The following is a 14,516-nucleotide window of genomic DNA, read 5'->3' on the forward strand; positions in this document are numbered from 1 at the left end:
ACGGGCCTGCCAGAAGTGGGAGGCGGACGCTGGTGCAGGCACCTGGGTCACGGACGGGGAGCAGATTCGGCCCGTACGAGTTGCGGTCGATGCTGGGCAAAGGCGGGATGGGCGAGGTCTACGAGGCCTACGACACCGGCAAGGACCGAGTGGTCGCTCTGAAGTTGCTGGCCGAGGAGCTCGCGCAAGACCCGGCCTATCAGGTCCGATTCCGGCGCGAATCCCAGGCCGCGGCCAAGCTGGCCGAACCGCACGTGATCCCGATCCATGACTGGGGCGTGATCGACGGGGTCCTCTTCATCGATATGCGCCTGGTTCCCGGCTCCGATCTACGGACCGTGTTGCGCGGAGGCGGGCCGATGAGCCCGGAACGCGCGGTCGCCGTCGTCGAGCAGATCGCCGCCGCGCTCGACGCCGCACACGCGGGCGGGCTGGTGCATCGCGATGTGAAGCCCGCCAACATCCTGGTCACGCCCGCCGATTTCGCCTACCTCGCCGACTTCGGCATCGCGCACACCGAGGGCGACAGCGCGGTGACCCAGGCCGGGATGGCGGTCGGCTCCTACATCTACATGGCGCCGGAGCGCTTCGATGTCGGCCCGATCTCCCACCGCGCCGACGTCTACTCACTGGCCTGCGTCCTGCACGAATGCCTCACCGGTGCTTCGCCCTTCCCCGCGGCGAGCATGAGCGTGCTGGTCCGCGCGCACCTGTCCGAGGCCCCGCCGCGGCCGAGCGAGCTGTTGCACGGGATACCCGGCGCACTCGACGACGTCATCGGGACCGGCATGGCCAAGGACCCGGCCGATCGCTACGCGTCGGCCGGTGCGTTGGCTGTCGCCGCTCGCCGAGCGCTGGCTTCGGCCGTGCGGGAAGCCGGTGCACCCGCGCCATCGGGCGCTTTCGCGTCGTACGACGGGGCCCGCCGCGTCCCCGGTGGCCACGATGTGACTCCAGGTTCTTCGTCCGGTCCTACGCTCCGCAGTTCCGCCGGCGCGTCGGCGGGTGCCCCGCAAGGTGGCCCGGGCTCGGCTCCCGGGCGCGGTTTCGCCGCCGCCGCCGGATTCGCCGCCGGTGTGGGACGCGGTGCCGCCGGGGCGCCGACCGGTGCTCCCGGCGGACCGGCCGGTGCCGAGCGTGGTGGCCACGCGGGGTCCGCGACCGGTCCAGCGCGTGCGGTGCCCATCGGCGCCGCGAGTGGAGCCCGCAAGGGCGCCTCCGACTCGGAGGAGCCCGCCGACGTCGAGCAGGTGCCGACGCCGACCGGGGAGTTCCGCGTGATCGGCGCGGTGACCGCGACCGGCGGTGTGGAGACCTCGCGCAGCCAGTCGACCGCAACCGGCGCCCAGCCCACCTTGATCATCCGCCCGCCCGAGGCGCGCCCCGGGGCCTCGGACACCACCGGTTTCCGCCGTGTTCCCGCCGAGGGCACCGGCGAGATCTCGATACCCGCGGTGATCCAGCCGACCGGCCCCGCCGAAATCCGGCCCGCCGACACCTACTTCGCGCCCCTGCCGTCGGCCGATGAGCCGGAGGCCCCCGAGCCGCCCCCGGCTTACACCCCCGACCAGGGCCTCCCGCGGATGCGTCCCTTCCCGGACGCGCACCTCTACGACGGTGCGCAGCCGGGCGAAACGTCTGCTCCCCTCCTGCAGCCACCGCGTCCCGCGTCGGCCACCCCGTACCCGGCGCCCACCGGACCGCACCGCCTCCCGCCGCAGCAGGATCCCCACCGAGGCGCCCCTACCCAGCGTTACTCCGGCGAACACCCCCTCCCGGCGGCCTACACCCTGCCCACGGAGCAGTACCTCCCGCCGGCATCGAACCCCAACCCCCGGTTCCCCGCTCCCACACCGGAATTCGACGCACCCCGCCCGAACTCGGCTGCCCCCTTCGCGGCTCCCACCCAGCGGTTCGGTGCGGAACAGAACGCTCCCGACGACCGGTTCGCCAGTCCTGCAGGACCTTTCGGCGGCCCGCCGGACGACGGATTCGACGGCGCTCCCGGCCATGCCCGAGGCGATGCGTTCGGCCCGCCGACCGAGCAGTACAACCCCGCCGCCTTCGCGCCGCCGACGCAGAAGTTCGGCGGCGATCTCGACGATCCGCGAGACCGATTCGGTGGTCCCCCGGAGCGTTTCGACGAGGACGCCGACGACCGGTTCGGTGGTCCGCCCGCGCAGTACGCACCGGCGACCGAGCAGTACGACCCCGCCGACATGCAACGGTCGGCGCCGACCCAGCATTACGGGGCCGACGAACTCGATCCGCAGCGCTCGCAGCCGATGCATCAATACCGTGGCGGTGCCGCGCCTTTCGCTGCCCATCAGGCCCCGCCGGAGTTCGAGGATCCGGCCAGGGCGGCCGCGACCCGGCAGTACGTGGGTCAGGAGAACGCGTACTCCGACTACGACGAACCGCCCAGTGCCTACGGCGATCACGCCTATCGCGATCCGGCATACGACCCCGGCTACGGGCCTGACCCGGCCTATGGACCCGACCCCGCGTACGGTCCCGATCCGGCCTGGGCGCACCAGGATTCGGGGCGTAGGCGATCGGTTCTGCTGCCGGTGCTGGCCGGTGTCTTCGCCGTCCTGGTACTCGCGGTCGGTGGCGCGATCGGTTGGCGCATGATGTCGGCCGCCGACCCCGCCGAGACCTCCACGGCCGCACCGATTTCGCAGGCGCCGGGCGGTTCCGGCCAACCCGCGGGCACGACCCCGCGCGCGACCACGGCCGCTCCCACCACCTCGGCGGGACCGGCCACCCTGCCCGCGGGTGCGCAGCCCTGTGAAACCGGCACCGCCACAGGCTCTTACAGCAAGGTCGCCGTCGGCAGCGCGGTCACCAGCTGCGGTTTCGCCGAAGCGGTCCGGGAGGCCTACGCCGGCGGCGGTACGGGAGCCCGCTCAGTGGTGGCGACCAGCCCGGTGACCGGCCGCACCTACACGATGACGTGCGCACCCGAGGGCAAACTCGTCACCTGCACCGGCGGTGAGAACGCCGTGGTCTACGTCTACTGACCCGAAACGACCGCGGCCCCCCGATATCTCGGGGGCCGCGGTCGCGGAGGAGCCTCAGCTAGCCGAAGCAACCGCGATCACTGTGTCGCCGAGCCGGGCCACGGTGTCCGGGTCGCTCCACGACCCGGTGATCGACACACCGTCGGCCACCACCTCGGCGCCCGCCTTGCGCAATCGATCGGCCAAGTCCTGATTGATCACCTCACCGGGCCCCACCGTGATCACCGCGACCGGCTTGCCCCCGACTGTCGGTGCCGAGTCCGGATTGGCCAGCCACGCGATCACACTCGCCGCCAGCGGCGCCACGGTCTCGCCCTCGGCCGCGAACAGCAGCACACCGTCGGCTTCCAGCGTGGAGCGGCGCAGCTGGTCGGCGATCAGTGGCCGCCCGTCCTCGGTGTCGATCGCGGCACTGTAGGCGGGCAGGGTGTCGAGCTCGGCCAGGCTCACCACGTCGATGTTGTTGCGGATCGCGACCTGCTGGGCCTCGGTCGCCAACTGCTGCGCCGTGGACGTCTCGCCGGGTTCGGCGATGAGTGCGAGCAGATATGACATCGGTTGTCCCCCTACTTCGCCTGCTCGATATCGCCGATCGACGCCAGTGTCTTTCGCGGGTGCTGGTTCATTGCCATCTCCTCGACAGAGTTCAACTCGACGGTGTGACAGTCACTTTCACGCTCTTCATCATCGGCTGATCGCTCTCGGTGCTGTAGTCGCCGATCGCGCACAGCACATTCATTTCCGGCATGTACCCGGCGGCGCAGCCCGGCGGAATGTCGTAGGTGACGACCTTGTACTTGGAGAGCGATCGCGTCGACCCGTCACGGGCGGTACTGGTGATGTCGACCTCGTCGAACTCTTTCAGGCCGCGGTCGCGCATATCGCGAGAGTTCATGAAGACCAGCGTGCGCAGGTTCTTCACCCCGCGATAGCGATCGTTGCTGGTGTAGATGGTGGTGTTCCACTGGTCATGGGAGCGCTGCGTCGCCAGGGTGAGCACCCCGGCCGGGTTGGTCGTGTCGGGCAGCGTCGCGGCGGAGAACTCCGCCTTGCTGGACGGGGTGAGGAAGATCAGCTCCCGTGCGGGTTGCCGGATCCGGAATCCGAGTCCCAGTCGCACCCGCCGGTTGTAGTCCTCGAAACCGTCCAGGACCTTCGACATGGTGTCGCGGATGCGGTCGTAATCCTCGATGTAGTACTCCCACGGCGTCTTCGTCTCGGGCAGTGCGGCTTTGGCGATACCCGCCAGAATCGCGGGCTCCGACAGCAGATGTGGCGACGCGGGCTTCTTCATGCCCTTGGACAGGTGCACCACGGCCATGCCGTTCTCCATCGAGACCACCTGCGGGCCACTGCGCTGCTCGTCGTATTCGGTGCGCGCGAGGCAGGGCAGAATCAGCGCGCGTTTGCCGTGCACGACGTGGCTGCGGTTGAGCTTGGTGGAGACCATGACGGTGAAGTCGGCCTTCTGGAACGCCTCGAAGGTGTATTCGCTGTCGGGCGCGGCCTGGACGAGGTTGCCGCCCATGCTCATGAAGAACTTCAGCTTGCCCTTCTGCAGCGCCTCGATGGCGGAGACGACGTCGTAGCCGTTGGCGCGCGGCACGTCGATCTCACAGACCTTGGCCAGCCGGTCGAGGAATGCGGCGGGCGGATTGTTGTCGATGCCGCACGTACGGTTGCCCTGCACATTGCTGTGCCCGCGCACCGGCGACGGTCCCGCGCCTTCGCGACCCAGGTTGCCCCGCAGGAGCAGCAGGTTGACGATCTCGCGGATCGTCTCCACGCCGTGCTCGTGCTGGGTGACGCCGAGACACCAGCTGATGATGCTGCGGTCGGAGTCGCAGTAGATGCGGGCGGCCTTGCGGACCTCGGCCTCGCTCAGGCCCGACTCGGTCTGGATATCGGCCCAGGTGGTCGCCTCGACTTCGCGCACGTACTCGTCGAAGCCGACGGTGTAGCGCTCGATGAACTCGTGGTCGAGAGCCTTCTCGTCGGTCGCGGACTCTTCGAGGACGGCCTTGGCCATGCCGCGGATCAGCGCGAAGTCGCCGCCGATGCGCACCTGCAGGTTGAGCGTGCCGGTCTTGGTCGGGTGGAAGGTGGCCATCGCGAGGAAGTCGTGCGGGATGATCGTGTTGCGCGAGCCCGCTTCGATCAGCGGATTGACGTGCACCACCTGGGCGCCGCGCTTGTAGGCCTCGGCGAGCGAGGTCAGCATGCGCGGCGCGTTCGAGGCGACATTGAGGCCCATCACGAACAGCGCGTCGGCCTTGTCCCAGTCCTCGAGGTCGCAGGTGCCCTTGCCGGTGCCGAGCGAGGCCTGTAGAGCTCGGCCGCTGGCTTCGTGGCACATATTGGAGCAGTCGGGCAGATTGTTGGTGCCGTACTCGCGCACCATCAACTGGTAGAGGAACGTCGCCTCGTTGGCGAGTCGGCCCGAGGTGTAGAACGCGGCCTCGTTCGGGTCGGGCAGCTCGCGCAGCGCCTTGCCCACCATTTCGAACGCGTCGGCCCAGCTGATCGGCACATAGTGGTCGGTCTCGGGGTCGTAGACCATCGGCTCGGTGAGCCTGCCCTGGTCCTCGAGGTCGAAGGAACTCCAGGTGGCCAGCTCGGTGACGGTGTGCTGGGCGAAGAATTCGGGAGTGCACCGCTTGTGCGTCATCTCCCAGGTCACGTGCTTGATGCCGTTCTCGCACACGTCGAGGACCAAACCGTCGGTGGCGTCGGGCCACGCGCAGCCCGGACAGTCGAAGCCGCGTTCCTGATGGTTCATCTTCAGGATGGCCTTGGTGCCGATGAACGGCTCGTGTTCCTTGCCGACCATGAACTTTCCGACCGCGATCGCCGCGCCCCAGCCCGCCGCCGGATGGTGGTAGGGCTTGGCCTTCGGCACGGCCGCCCGGTCTGCTGCTTCGCTCGGGCCCCGATCGGGATCCCAGATGGTGTGCGGACCGTCAGCCATGTCAGATCTTCCCTTCGCGGTGAATGCGGGTCGAGAAAGATGTGCCCTGTCCAGTGCCTCGGTTGGATTCTCTACCGTCGAGATCACGGAAGGGCGTAGGTAACTTTCGTCGTGTCGCTCGGCGGCGTCCAAGTCCGATTTCCGACCGGTCGATCGGTCGCGCCTATCACCCCCGCCATAGCGCCGTTTTCGCCGGTGCGACCGGGATCACCGCAGGTTGACGGCGTGCGCGCGGATCGTGCAGGCTTGATCATCGGCCCTACGGGCATGTCCCGCGACCGACTTCGGAGGAACCCTTGCGCACCACGCGAACACGGGCGCGCCAGATTTGCCAACGGTTCGTCACCGAGATCGATCATCTGCCCGCCGCCCGCGTTTTCGTCGGTCTCGCGATCCCCGGCCTCGTGCTGATCGCGGTGGGCCGCACCGACCTGCTCATCTACGCGGTCTTCGGTTCCTTCACCGGGATGTACGGCTTCGCGGAATCGCCGCGCCGGCGCTTGATCCACCAGAGCGAAGCGGCGGTGATGCTGGTCGGCGCCGTCGGCGCCGGCATCCTGCTCGCGCGCCTGCACGCCCCTCCCGCGGTGCTGGTGTCGGCGGTCGCGGTGTTCGCCGCGGTCGCCTCGCCGATCACCGACCGCCTCGGCTTGCGGCCGGAGGGGCCGTTCTTCGGGATCTTCGCGTTCGGCGCCATCGCCATGGTGGCCGGGGCGCAGCGCGATCCGCTCCTGGCGCTGGTGCTGTGCGCGGGCACCGCGGTGCTGTGCGTGATCGTCGGCTATCTCGAGTCGACGCGGCGAGTCCGCCGGGCCGGCATGTGTGCGATGCGGATACCGATCCCGCCGCATCGCACCGGAGGGGTGTCGTACGTGCAGGCGGGACGCTACGCGCTGGCGATCTCGATCGCCGGCGGGATCGGGCTGCTGCTCGGCGTCGGCCATGCCAATTGGGCGATGGCGGGCGCCGCGGTGCCGCTGGCCGCCGCCAGCTCCCGTGACCGGATCACCCGCGGCATGCACCGGGTGGTCGGCACGTTCATCGGACTCGCGGTCACCGCGCCGCTGCTGATCCCGGGTCCGAGCCCGGCGATGCTCGGCCTGGCGATCATCGCGCTGCTCTACCCGACCGAATTGTTCATGGCCCGCCACTACGCGGTGGCGATGGGCTTCTTCACGCCGCTGATCATGTCGATGACCGAACTGGCCGATCCGTCCGATCCGCTCACGTTGCTCACCGAACGCGGAGTCGACACGGTGATCGGCGTCGCGGTGGGAATCGCTGTCGCCCTGCTCATTCGCGAACCCGCTACCCCCGCGTTACCGACCTTCGAGACGCCGGTATGCGAAACGTTGCATACTGTCGGCATGGCTGACGACAACGAGTGGTACTACTGCCTCAAGCACCACAAGGCCGAACAGGGCAAGGCCTGCTGGTACGGCGACCGGATGGGCCCCTACCCGGACCAGGCCACCGCCGAGAAGGCGCTCGAGATCGCGAAGGCGCGCAACAAAGCAGCCGACGACCAGGACGACTGACCCGCTCTCCGAATGCTGTTCCGTCAGCTCGAATACTTCGTCGCGCTCGCCCGGGAACGGCATTTCGCCCGGGCGGCGAAGGCCTGTTACGTGTCGCAGCCCGCGCTGTCGGAGGCGATCCGCAAACTCGAACACGAACTCGGCGTGCCGCTGGTCCGCCGCGCGCGCACGTTCGAGGGTCTCACCCCCGAGGGCGAGCGGCTGGTGCTGTGGGCCAGGCGGATCATCGCCGACCGCGAGGCGCTCGAACACGAGGTCCGCGCATTGCAGACCGGTCTCACCGGTGCACTGCGGATCGGGGCGGTGCCCGCGGCGTCGAGCACCGTCGCGCTGCTCACCGACCCTTTCTGTACCGAACATCCGCTGATGCGGGTGCGGGTCGAGACGAGTCTGCGCTCGCCCGACATCGTCGAACGGATTCGCCGATTCGAGCTCGACGCGGGCATCGTCTACGCGCAGGGTATCGACACTTCGGGCCTCACCCTCACCCCGCTCTACGCCGAACGCCACGTTCTCGTCGCGGGGAGCGCGCTCGTCGCGGGCCGCACCGAGATCTCCTGGGCAGACGCGCTGGAACTGCCGATGTGCCTGCTGCCACCGGGGATGCGCGGTCGTCAGCTGATCGACGACGCGCTCGCGACACTGGGCCTCACCGCGGCGCCCCAACTCGAGAGCGACTCGGTGGCGACACTGCTCGAGCACGCCCGCACCGGGCGGTGGGCGTGCATCGTGCCGCAGCCGTGGGTCGCGGCGCTGGGACCCACCGCCGACATCCGGGTGTTCGAACTCACCGACCCGGTGGTCACCGCGCAGATCGTGCTCGTCACCGCGGCGGTCGAACCCGGATCGGTGCTCACCACCGCCCTCATCGGCACTGCGCGGGCCACCGACTTCGCCGTCGCGCCGCGCCCGACAGCGAGCTGATCCCATTCAGCTATGACCGGGCAACCCGGTGGGTACTGTGCACGACCATGACCACCCGGTTACGACGACGATCAATCTCGTCGCCGGACTCGCCACCGGTTGAGCGTTGATCCATCGCGCCGATCACCTGATCGGCAACCCGTGTTTGATCAGAACCCGCACAGTGAGCAGAGTCATGGGATGAGCAGAGTGACCGCACGGCGCAAGACGACCCGCCTGTCCCCGGCCGGGCGGATTCAGCGACCCGACACGCTCGCCGTCGAGGAGCCGCTCGAGATCCGGGTCGACGGCCGATCGCTCACCGTCACCATGCGCACCCCCGGCAACGACATCGACCTCGTCCACGGCTTCCTGTTCGGTGAGGACATCATCGGCTCGGCCGACGACATCGTCACCGCGCGCTACTGCGCGGGTACCGACAGCGACGGTCGCAACACCTACAACGTCCTCGATCTGCGCCTGCGTAATCCCGTGCCGATCCACACCCGCAATTTCCTCACCACCGGCGCCTGCGGCCTCTGCGGTAAGACCGCGCTCGACGAAGTGCGCACCCGCACCCGCTTCGCGATCCCGCACGATTCGGTGTCGATCAGCACCGACACCCTGACCGACCTGCCGAAACAGCTACGCGCCGGGCAGAAGTTGTTCGAGGCCACCGGGGGCTTGCACGCGGCGGGTCTGTTCACCACCGACGGCACGCTGCTGGCCCTGCGTGAGGACATCGGCAGGCACAACGCCGTCGACAAGGTGATCGGCTGGGCCGTGCGCGAGAACCGGGTGCCCGCGCACGATCTGGTGCTGGTGGTGAGCAGTCGCGCGTCGTTCGAACTGGCGCAGAAGGCGGTGATGGCCGGGATCCCGATCCTGGCCGCGGTGTCGGCGCCGAGCGTGCTCGCCGTCGACCTGGCCGCCGAGTCCGACCTCACACTCGTCGGCTTCCTGCGTGCCGAAACGATGAATATCTATACGGGCGAACACCGTCTGACCTGAGGGTTCGGTGCTCGAAGTGGGCGATCGGCATATGTCGCAGTACGGTAACGGTACGGGTCGCCAGCACCGAACGCCCCGGGGGAGTTTACAAACGAAAATGCTTCACATAATGAATAATGAACGACGCCATCACGTCCGGGTGGTGCTGTCCGCGTTGCTGGGCGTGGTCGTGCTCGCGACCGCGGGTTGCGGTACCGAGCCGAAGGCCGCCCGGTCGAGCGTGACCACCACGGTTCCCGTCGCCGATCCCGGCGCCGACAACGGCACGATCTCGATCGCGGTACCCGGCAGCCTGGCTGCCGATTTCAGCGAGCTCCAGCAGGGTTTCCGCGGGAGCGCGGGGCTGGCGATCATGCCGGTGGGCGGCAAGAAGATGGTCACCTTCGGCAACTGGTCCTCCGGTCCGGCCTGGTCGACGATCAAGGTGCCGCTGGCCATCGCGGCCCTGCGCAACAGCGCTTCCTACTCGTCGTATGCCTCCGCGGCGATCACCGCGTCGGACAACGGCGCCGCCGACACCCTGTGGGCCTCGCTCGGCAGCGGTGCCGACGCGGCCAAGGCGGTGGAGGGCGTGCTGCGCGAAGGCAGCGACACCCGCACCACCGTGCCGACCACGCGCACCCGTGCCGACGCGTCGGTCTACGGTCAGGCCGAATGGACACTGGCCGACCAGGTGCGCTTCGCCTCGCAGCTGCCGTGCATCCCGAAGAGCGAGCGGGTGGTCGGGCTGATGCAGCAGATCATCGCCAGCCACCACTGGGGTCTGGGCGCGTTCGGCAGTGCCGAGTTCAAGGGCGGGTGGGGGCCCGACCCGGCGGGGAAGTACCTGGTCCGTCAGTTCGGTCTGATCGACTCGCCCACCGGCCGGATCGCGATCGCCTTCGCCGCACAACCGGATTCGGGCAGTTTCAACGACGGTATGGCCATGCTCGACAAGATGGCGACGCTCATCTCGGGGCACCTGAGCGAGCTGGCCGGAGGTCACTGCCCCTGATCGAGGCCGGTGCGGCAAGATGAACGCCATGCGCATCGGAGTCTTGACCGGAGGCGGAGATTGTCCAGGTCTGAACGCGGTGATCCGGGCTGTGGTCCGCACCGCGAACGGACGCTACGGCGATGCCATCGTCGGTTTCGAGGACGGGTGGCGCGGCCTACTCGAGGATCGAAAGATCCGCATTCACAACGACGATCGCACCGACCGCCTGCTCACCAAGGGCGGCACGATGCTCGGCACCGCACGCACCAACCCCGAGGTGCTGCGCGCAGGCCTGCCCAGGATCCAGCAGACCCTCGACGACAACGGCATCGAAGCGCTGATCCCCATCGGCGGCGAAGGCACCCTCACCGCCGCGAGCTGGCTCGCCGACGAGGGCGTGCCGGTGGTCGGCGTGCCCAAGACCATCGACAACGACATCGACTGCACCGACGTCACCTTCGGCCACGACACCGCGCTGTCGATCGCCACCGAGGCCATCGACCGTCTGCACACCACCGCCGAATCCCATCAGCGGGTGATGCTGGTCGAGGTGATGGGCCGCCACGCCGGCTGGATCGCGCTGAACTCCGGGATCGCCGCGGGCGCCCACTTGACCCTGGTGCCCGAGGAGCCGTTCGACGTGTCGCAGGTGTGCGCGATGATCAAGGCCCGCTTCCAGCGCGGTGACAAGAGCTTCATCTGCGTGGTCGCCGAGGGCGCGCATCCCGCGCCGGAATCCGGATTCGCGTTGCGCGAGGGCGGGATCGACGAGTTCGGCCACGAGCGGTTCACCGGCGTCGCCCAGCAGCTGGGGTCGGAGATCGAGCGCCGCATCGGCAAAGAGGTGCGCACCACGGTGCTCGGCCATATCCAGCGCGGTGGCAGCCCCACACCCTACGACCGCATTCTCGCGACGCGGTTCGGGGTACACGCGGCCGAGGCGGTGCACGCGGGGCATTTCGGTCAGATGGTGGCGCTGCACGGCACCAATATCGGTCTGGTTCCGCTGTCGGAGGCGACCAAGCAGCTCAAACGCGTTCCGCCGGAACGGCTCAGCGAGGCGTCGGCGTTCTTCGGCTGATATCGGCGCCGGTTCCTCCGACATTGTCGGTGCGCGTCGGTACCGTGGGTTCATGCGCACCGGTCGAGTGATCGTTTCGGTTCTTGTCGTCGTCGCCGCGCTGGTGGCGGGGTGTTCGGGGGCCTCGGACGACGCGGCCGCCCCCACTGTGTGGGGCAGCTGGCACGGTGACATCGAGGTACCGGGGCAGCCGATCTCGATCGGGGTGAGCTTCGCCGAGGACGGATCGGCCACCATCGACATCCCGGCGCAGGGTGTGCGCGACGCGCCGTTGAAAGATGTACGCACCGAACCGGACCGGGTGGAGTTCACCATCCCCGACGCGCCGGGTGACCCCGGCTTCCGCGGCAAGCTCGACGGCGACCGGCTCACCGGTGACTGGGTGCAGTCCGGGGAGAAGGCTCCGGTCACGCTGCAGCGCGGCAAGATCGAGAACCTGCCCCGCCCGCAGGACCCGAAACCGCCGTACCCGTACCGCAGCGAGGACGTCACCTATCGCAACGGCGACATCACCATCGCGGGCACGCTCACCGAACCCGAAGGTAGTGGCCCGTTTCCGGCGATGCTGCTGATCACGGGCAGTGGCCCGCAGGACCGCAACGAAGAGCTGATGGGCCACCGCCCGTTCCAGCTGCTCGCCGACACCTTCACTCGCGCAGGCTATGCCGTGCTGCGCACCGACGACCGTGGTGTCGGCGGCACCAGCGGCACTCTCGACGACGCCACCTACCCCGACCTCGCCGCCGACGCGGCCGCGGGCCTCGCGTTCCTGCGTACCCGCCCCGAGATCGATCCCGCCCGAGTGGGTCTGTTCGGGCACAGCGAAGGCGGCTACCTCGCCCCGATGGTCGCCGCGCTGCCCGGCAGCGATGTCGCGTTCGCGGTCCTGATGGCAGGCCCGTCGGTGCCCGGCGCCGACGTGCTGATCGAGCAGAACAAAGTGATCATGGCCTCGACGGGGGCGCCGCAGGGCCAGATCGACCAGCAGGTCGCCTACGTCAGTGAATGGTCGAGGCTGTTGCGCGCGGGCGATATCGAGGGCGCGCGGGCTTTCACCCAGCGGCACAACGACTCCCTGCCGGTGGCCGAACGCGCGCCCCAGGAGGTGGTCGACGGGTTCAACACCCCGTACATGACCTCGTTCATCACCCACGACCCGAAACCGACGCTGCAGGCGCTGCGCGTGCCGGTGCTGGCGTTCTTCGGCGACAAAGACCAGCAGGTCATCGCCACCCAGAACGAAGGCCCGATGCGCGAGAACCTCGCCGCCGCTCCCGACGCGACCGTGCACACGTTTCCCGGCCTCAACCACCTGATGCAGCCCACCGCGACCGGCAAGCCGAGCGAGTACGCGACCATCGAGACGACCATCGACCCGGCGGTGCTCACCTTCGTCACCGGGTGGCTCACCCAGCGCGTCCCGCCCCGCTAGGACCACCGGCCGAGTGCGTCAGCGGGCTTACCTAGACTGGGCGTCATGAGTGCACCCACGGTCGAGTTGATGGATTACGCCGATGTCATCTCCCGGTACGAGCCGGTGCTCGGCATGGAGGTCCACGTCGAGTTGTCCACGGCGACCAAGATGTTCTGCGGTTGCCCCACCGAGTTCGGCGCCGAACCCAATACCCAGGTGTGCCCGGTGTGCCTCGGCCTGCCCGGCTCGCTGCCCGTGGTGAACGAGAAGGCCATCGAATCGGCCATCCGGATCGGCCTCGCGCTGAACTGTTCGATCACCCCGTGGGGCCGGTTCGCGCGCAAGAACTACTTCTACCCCGATCAGCCGAAGAACTACCAGATCAGCCAGTACGACGAACCGATCGCCACCGAGGGCTACCTCGACGTGACCCTCGACGACGGGTCCATCTTCCGCGTCGAGATCGAGCGCGCGCACATGGAGGAGGACACCGGCAAGTCCCTGCACGTCGGCGGCGCGACCGGACGCATCCACGGTGCGAGCCACTCGCTGCTCGACTTCAACCGCGCGGGCGTGCCGCTGATCGAGATCGTCACCAAGACCATCACCGGTGCCGGTGAGCGCGCGCCCGAGGTGGCCCGCGCCTATGTCACCGCGCTGCGCGAGGTGCTGCGCTCGCTGAACGTGTCCGACGTGAAGATGGAGCAGGGTTCGCTGCGCTGCGACGCCAACGTGTCGCTGATGCCGGTCGGCGCCAAGGAATTCGGCACTCGCACCGAGACCAAGAACGTGAACTCGCTCAAGAGCGTCGAGGTCGCGGTGCGCTACGAGATGCGTCGTCAGGCCGCGGTGCTCACCGCCGGCGGCGAGATCATCCAGGAGACCCGCCACTTCCAGGAAGCCGACGGCTCCACCGCCGCTGGTCGCCGTAAGGAAACCGCCGAGGACTACCGCTACTTCCCCGAGCCCGACCTCGAGCCTGTCGCCCCGGCCGCCGAGTGGGTCGAGGAGCTGCGCGCCACCATCCCCGAATACCCGTGGCTGGTGCGCGCCCGGATCCAGGCCGACTGGGGCCTGTCCGACGAGGTCATGCGCGACCTCGTCAACGCGGGCGCCCTCGACCTCATCATCGCCACCGTCGACGCGGGCGCCCCCGCCAACGAGGCGCGCTCCTGGTGGGTCGCCTACCTGACCGAGAAGGCCAAGGAACGCGACATCGCCCTCGCCGACCTGCCCATCACCCCCGCCCAGGTCGCCGCGGTGATCGCGCTGGTGGAAACCAAGACCGTCAACAACAAGGTCGCCAAGCAGGTCGTCGACTTCGTCCTCGCCGGTGAGGGCGAGCCCGCCGCCATCGTCGAGGCCAAGGGCCTCGGCATGGTCAGCGACGACTCGGCCCTGCAGGCCGAGGTCGAGAAGGCCCTCGCCGCCAACCCCGACATCGCCGAGAAGATCCGCTCCGGCAAGGTTGCCGCCGCGGGCAAGATCGTCGGCGACGTCATGAAGGCCACGCGCGGCCAGGCCGACGCCGCCCGCGTCCGCGACCTGGTCATCGCCGCCTGTAGCTGAGGATGAGAAACGGCCGCCCGGACTGCTTTCGCC

General features: G+C 68.8%; 10 protein-coding genes. 8 read left to right on the forward strand and 2 right to left on the reverse strand.

The window, feature by feature from the left end:
- The first annotated feature begins 32 nt into the window (after positions 1-32).
- Positions 33-3,023 (forward strand): protein kinase, encoded by a 2,991-nt coding sequence (locus ACFQ9R_RS17000; protein WP_378991605.1) that lies wholly within the window; start codon positions 33-35, stop codon positions 3,021-3,023.
- 54 nt (positions 3,024-3,077) lie between these two features.
- Here the strand turns inward: ACFQ9R_RS17000 and ACFQ9R_RS17005 are convergent, their stop codons facing one another.
- Complete coding sequence (locus ACFQ9R_RS17005; protein WP_378991606.1) at positions 3,078-3,578, reverse strand: NADPH-dependent FMN reductase; 501 nt, start codon at positions 3,576-3,578, stop codon at positions 3,078-3,080.
- A gap of 91 nt (positions 3,579-3,669) precedes the next feature.
- Complete coding sequence (locus ACFQ9R_RS17010) at positions 3,670-5,991, reverse strand: FdhF/YdeP family oxidoreductase (protein ID WP_378991608.1); 2,322 nt, start codon at positions 5,989-5,991, stop codon at positions 3,670-3,672.
- Between the two features lie 296 nt (positions 5,992-6,287).
- Here ACFQ9R_RS17010 and ACFQ9R_RS17015 point away from each other — a divergent pair, with 296 nt between their 5' ends.
- From ACFQ9R_RS17015 to gatB, 7 genes are all read left to right on the forward strand, one after another.
- The gene (locus ACFQ9R_RS17015; protein ID WP_378991610.1) at positions 6,288-7,529 is read left to right on the forward strand and encodes an FUSC family protein; all 1,242 of its coding nucleotides are present in this window, start codon (positions 6,288-6,290) and stop codon (positions 7,527-7,529) included.
- A 12-nt stretch (positions 7,530-7,541) separates the two neighbouring features.
- Positions 7,542-8,453 carry a LysR family transcriptional regulator gene (locus ACFQ9R_RS17020; protein WP_378991611.1) on the forward strand — a complete coding sequence of 304 codons (912 nt, stop codon included), beginning with the start codon at positions 7,542-7,544 and terminating at the stop codon, positions 8,451-8,453.
- 180 nt (positions 8,454-8,633) lie between these two features.
- Positions 8,634-9,443: a formate dehydrogenase accessory sulfurtransferase FdhD gene (gene fdhD / locus ACFQ9R_RS17025; RefSeq protein ID WP_378991612.1), complete on the forward strand. Its 810-nt coding sequence runs from the start codon at positions 8,634-8,636 to the stop codon at positions 9,441-9,443.
- Between the two features lie 109 nt (positions 9,444-9,552).
- Positions 9,553-10,437, forward strand: coding sequence for a hypothetical protein (locus ACFQ9R_RS17030; RefSeq protein WP_378991614.1), 885 nt, complete (start codon positions 9,553-9,555; stop codon positions 10,435-10,437).
- Between the two features lie 28 nt (positions 10,438-10,465).
- Entirely contained in the window at positions 10,466-11,500 is a 1,035-nt protein-coding gene (locus ACFQ9R_RS17035) for an ATP-dependent 6-phosphofructokinase (RefSeq protein ID WP_378633402.1), read from the forward strand.
- A 52-nt stretch (positions 11,501-11,552) separates the two neighbouring features.
- Entirely contained in the window at positions 11,553-12,932 is a 1,380-nt protein-coding gene (locus ACFQ9R_RS17040) for an alpha/beta hydrolase family protein (protein ID WP_378991615.1), read from the forward strand.
- 45 nt (positions 12,933-12,977) lie between these two features.
- On the forward strand, positions 12,978-14,483 hold the full coding sequence (gatB, locus tag ACFQ9R_RS17045) for an Asp-tRNA(Asn)/Glu-tRNA(Gln) amidotransferase subunit GatB (RefSeq protein WP_378991617.1): 1,506 nt from the start codon (positions 12,978-12,980) through the stop codon (positions 14,481-14,483).
- Positions 14,484-14,516 lie beyond the last annotated feature (33 nt).

The sequence above is a fragment of the Nocardia sp. NPDC056541 genome, from assembly GCF_042794235.1.
In the GTDB taxonomy this organism is placed as follows: Bacteria; Actinomycetota; Actinomycetes; order Mycobacteriales; family Mycobacteriaceae; genus Nocardia.

Excerpts from the sequence above, each read along its gene's own strand:
- ACFQ9R_RS17010 (WP_378991608.1), bottom strand. The coding sequence starts at position 5,991 with ATGGCTGACGGTCCGCACACCATCTGGGATCCCGATCGGGGCCCGAGC.
- gatB (WP_378991617.1), top strand. The coding sequence starts at position 12,978 with ATGAGTGCACCCACGGTCGAGTTGATGGATTACGCCGATGTCATCTCC.
- ACFQ9R_RS17020 (WP_378991611.1), top strand. The coding sequence starts at position 7,542 with ATGCTGTTCCGTCAGCTCGAATACTTCGTCGCGCTCGCCCGGGAACGG.
- ACFQ9R_RS17030 (WP_378991614.1), top strand. The coding sequence starts at position 9,553 with ATGAATAATGAACGACGCCATCACGTCCGGGTGGTGCTGTCCGCGTTG.
- ACFQ9R_RS17040 (WP_378991615.1), top strand. The coding sequence starts at position 11,553 with ATGCGCACCGGTCGAGTGATCGTTTCGGTTCTTGTCGTCGTCGCCGCG.
- ACFQ9R_RS17035 (WP_378633402.1), top strand. The coding sequence starts at position 10,466 with ATGCGCATCGGAGTCTTGACCGGAGGCGGAGATTGTCCAGGTCTGAAC.
- fdhD (WP_378991612.1), top strand. The coding sequence starts at position 8,634 with ATGAGCAGAGTGACCGCACGGCGCAAGACGACCCGCCTGTCCCCGGCC.
- ACFQ9R_RS17005 (WP_378991606.1), bottom strand. The coding sequence starts at position 3,578 with ATGTCATATCTGCTCGCACTCATCGCCGAACCCGGCGAGACGTCCACG.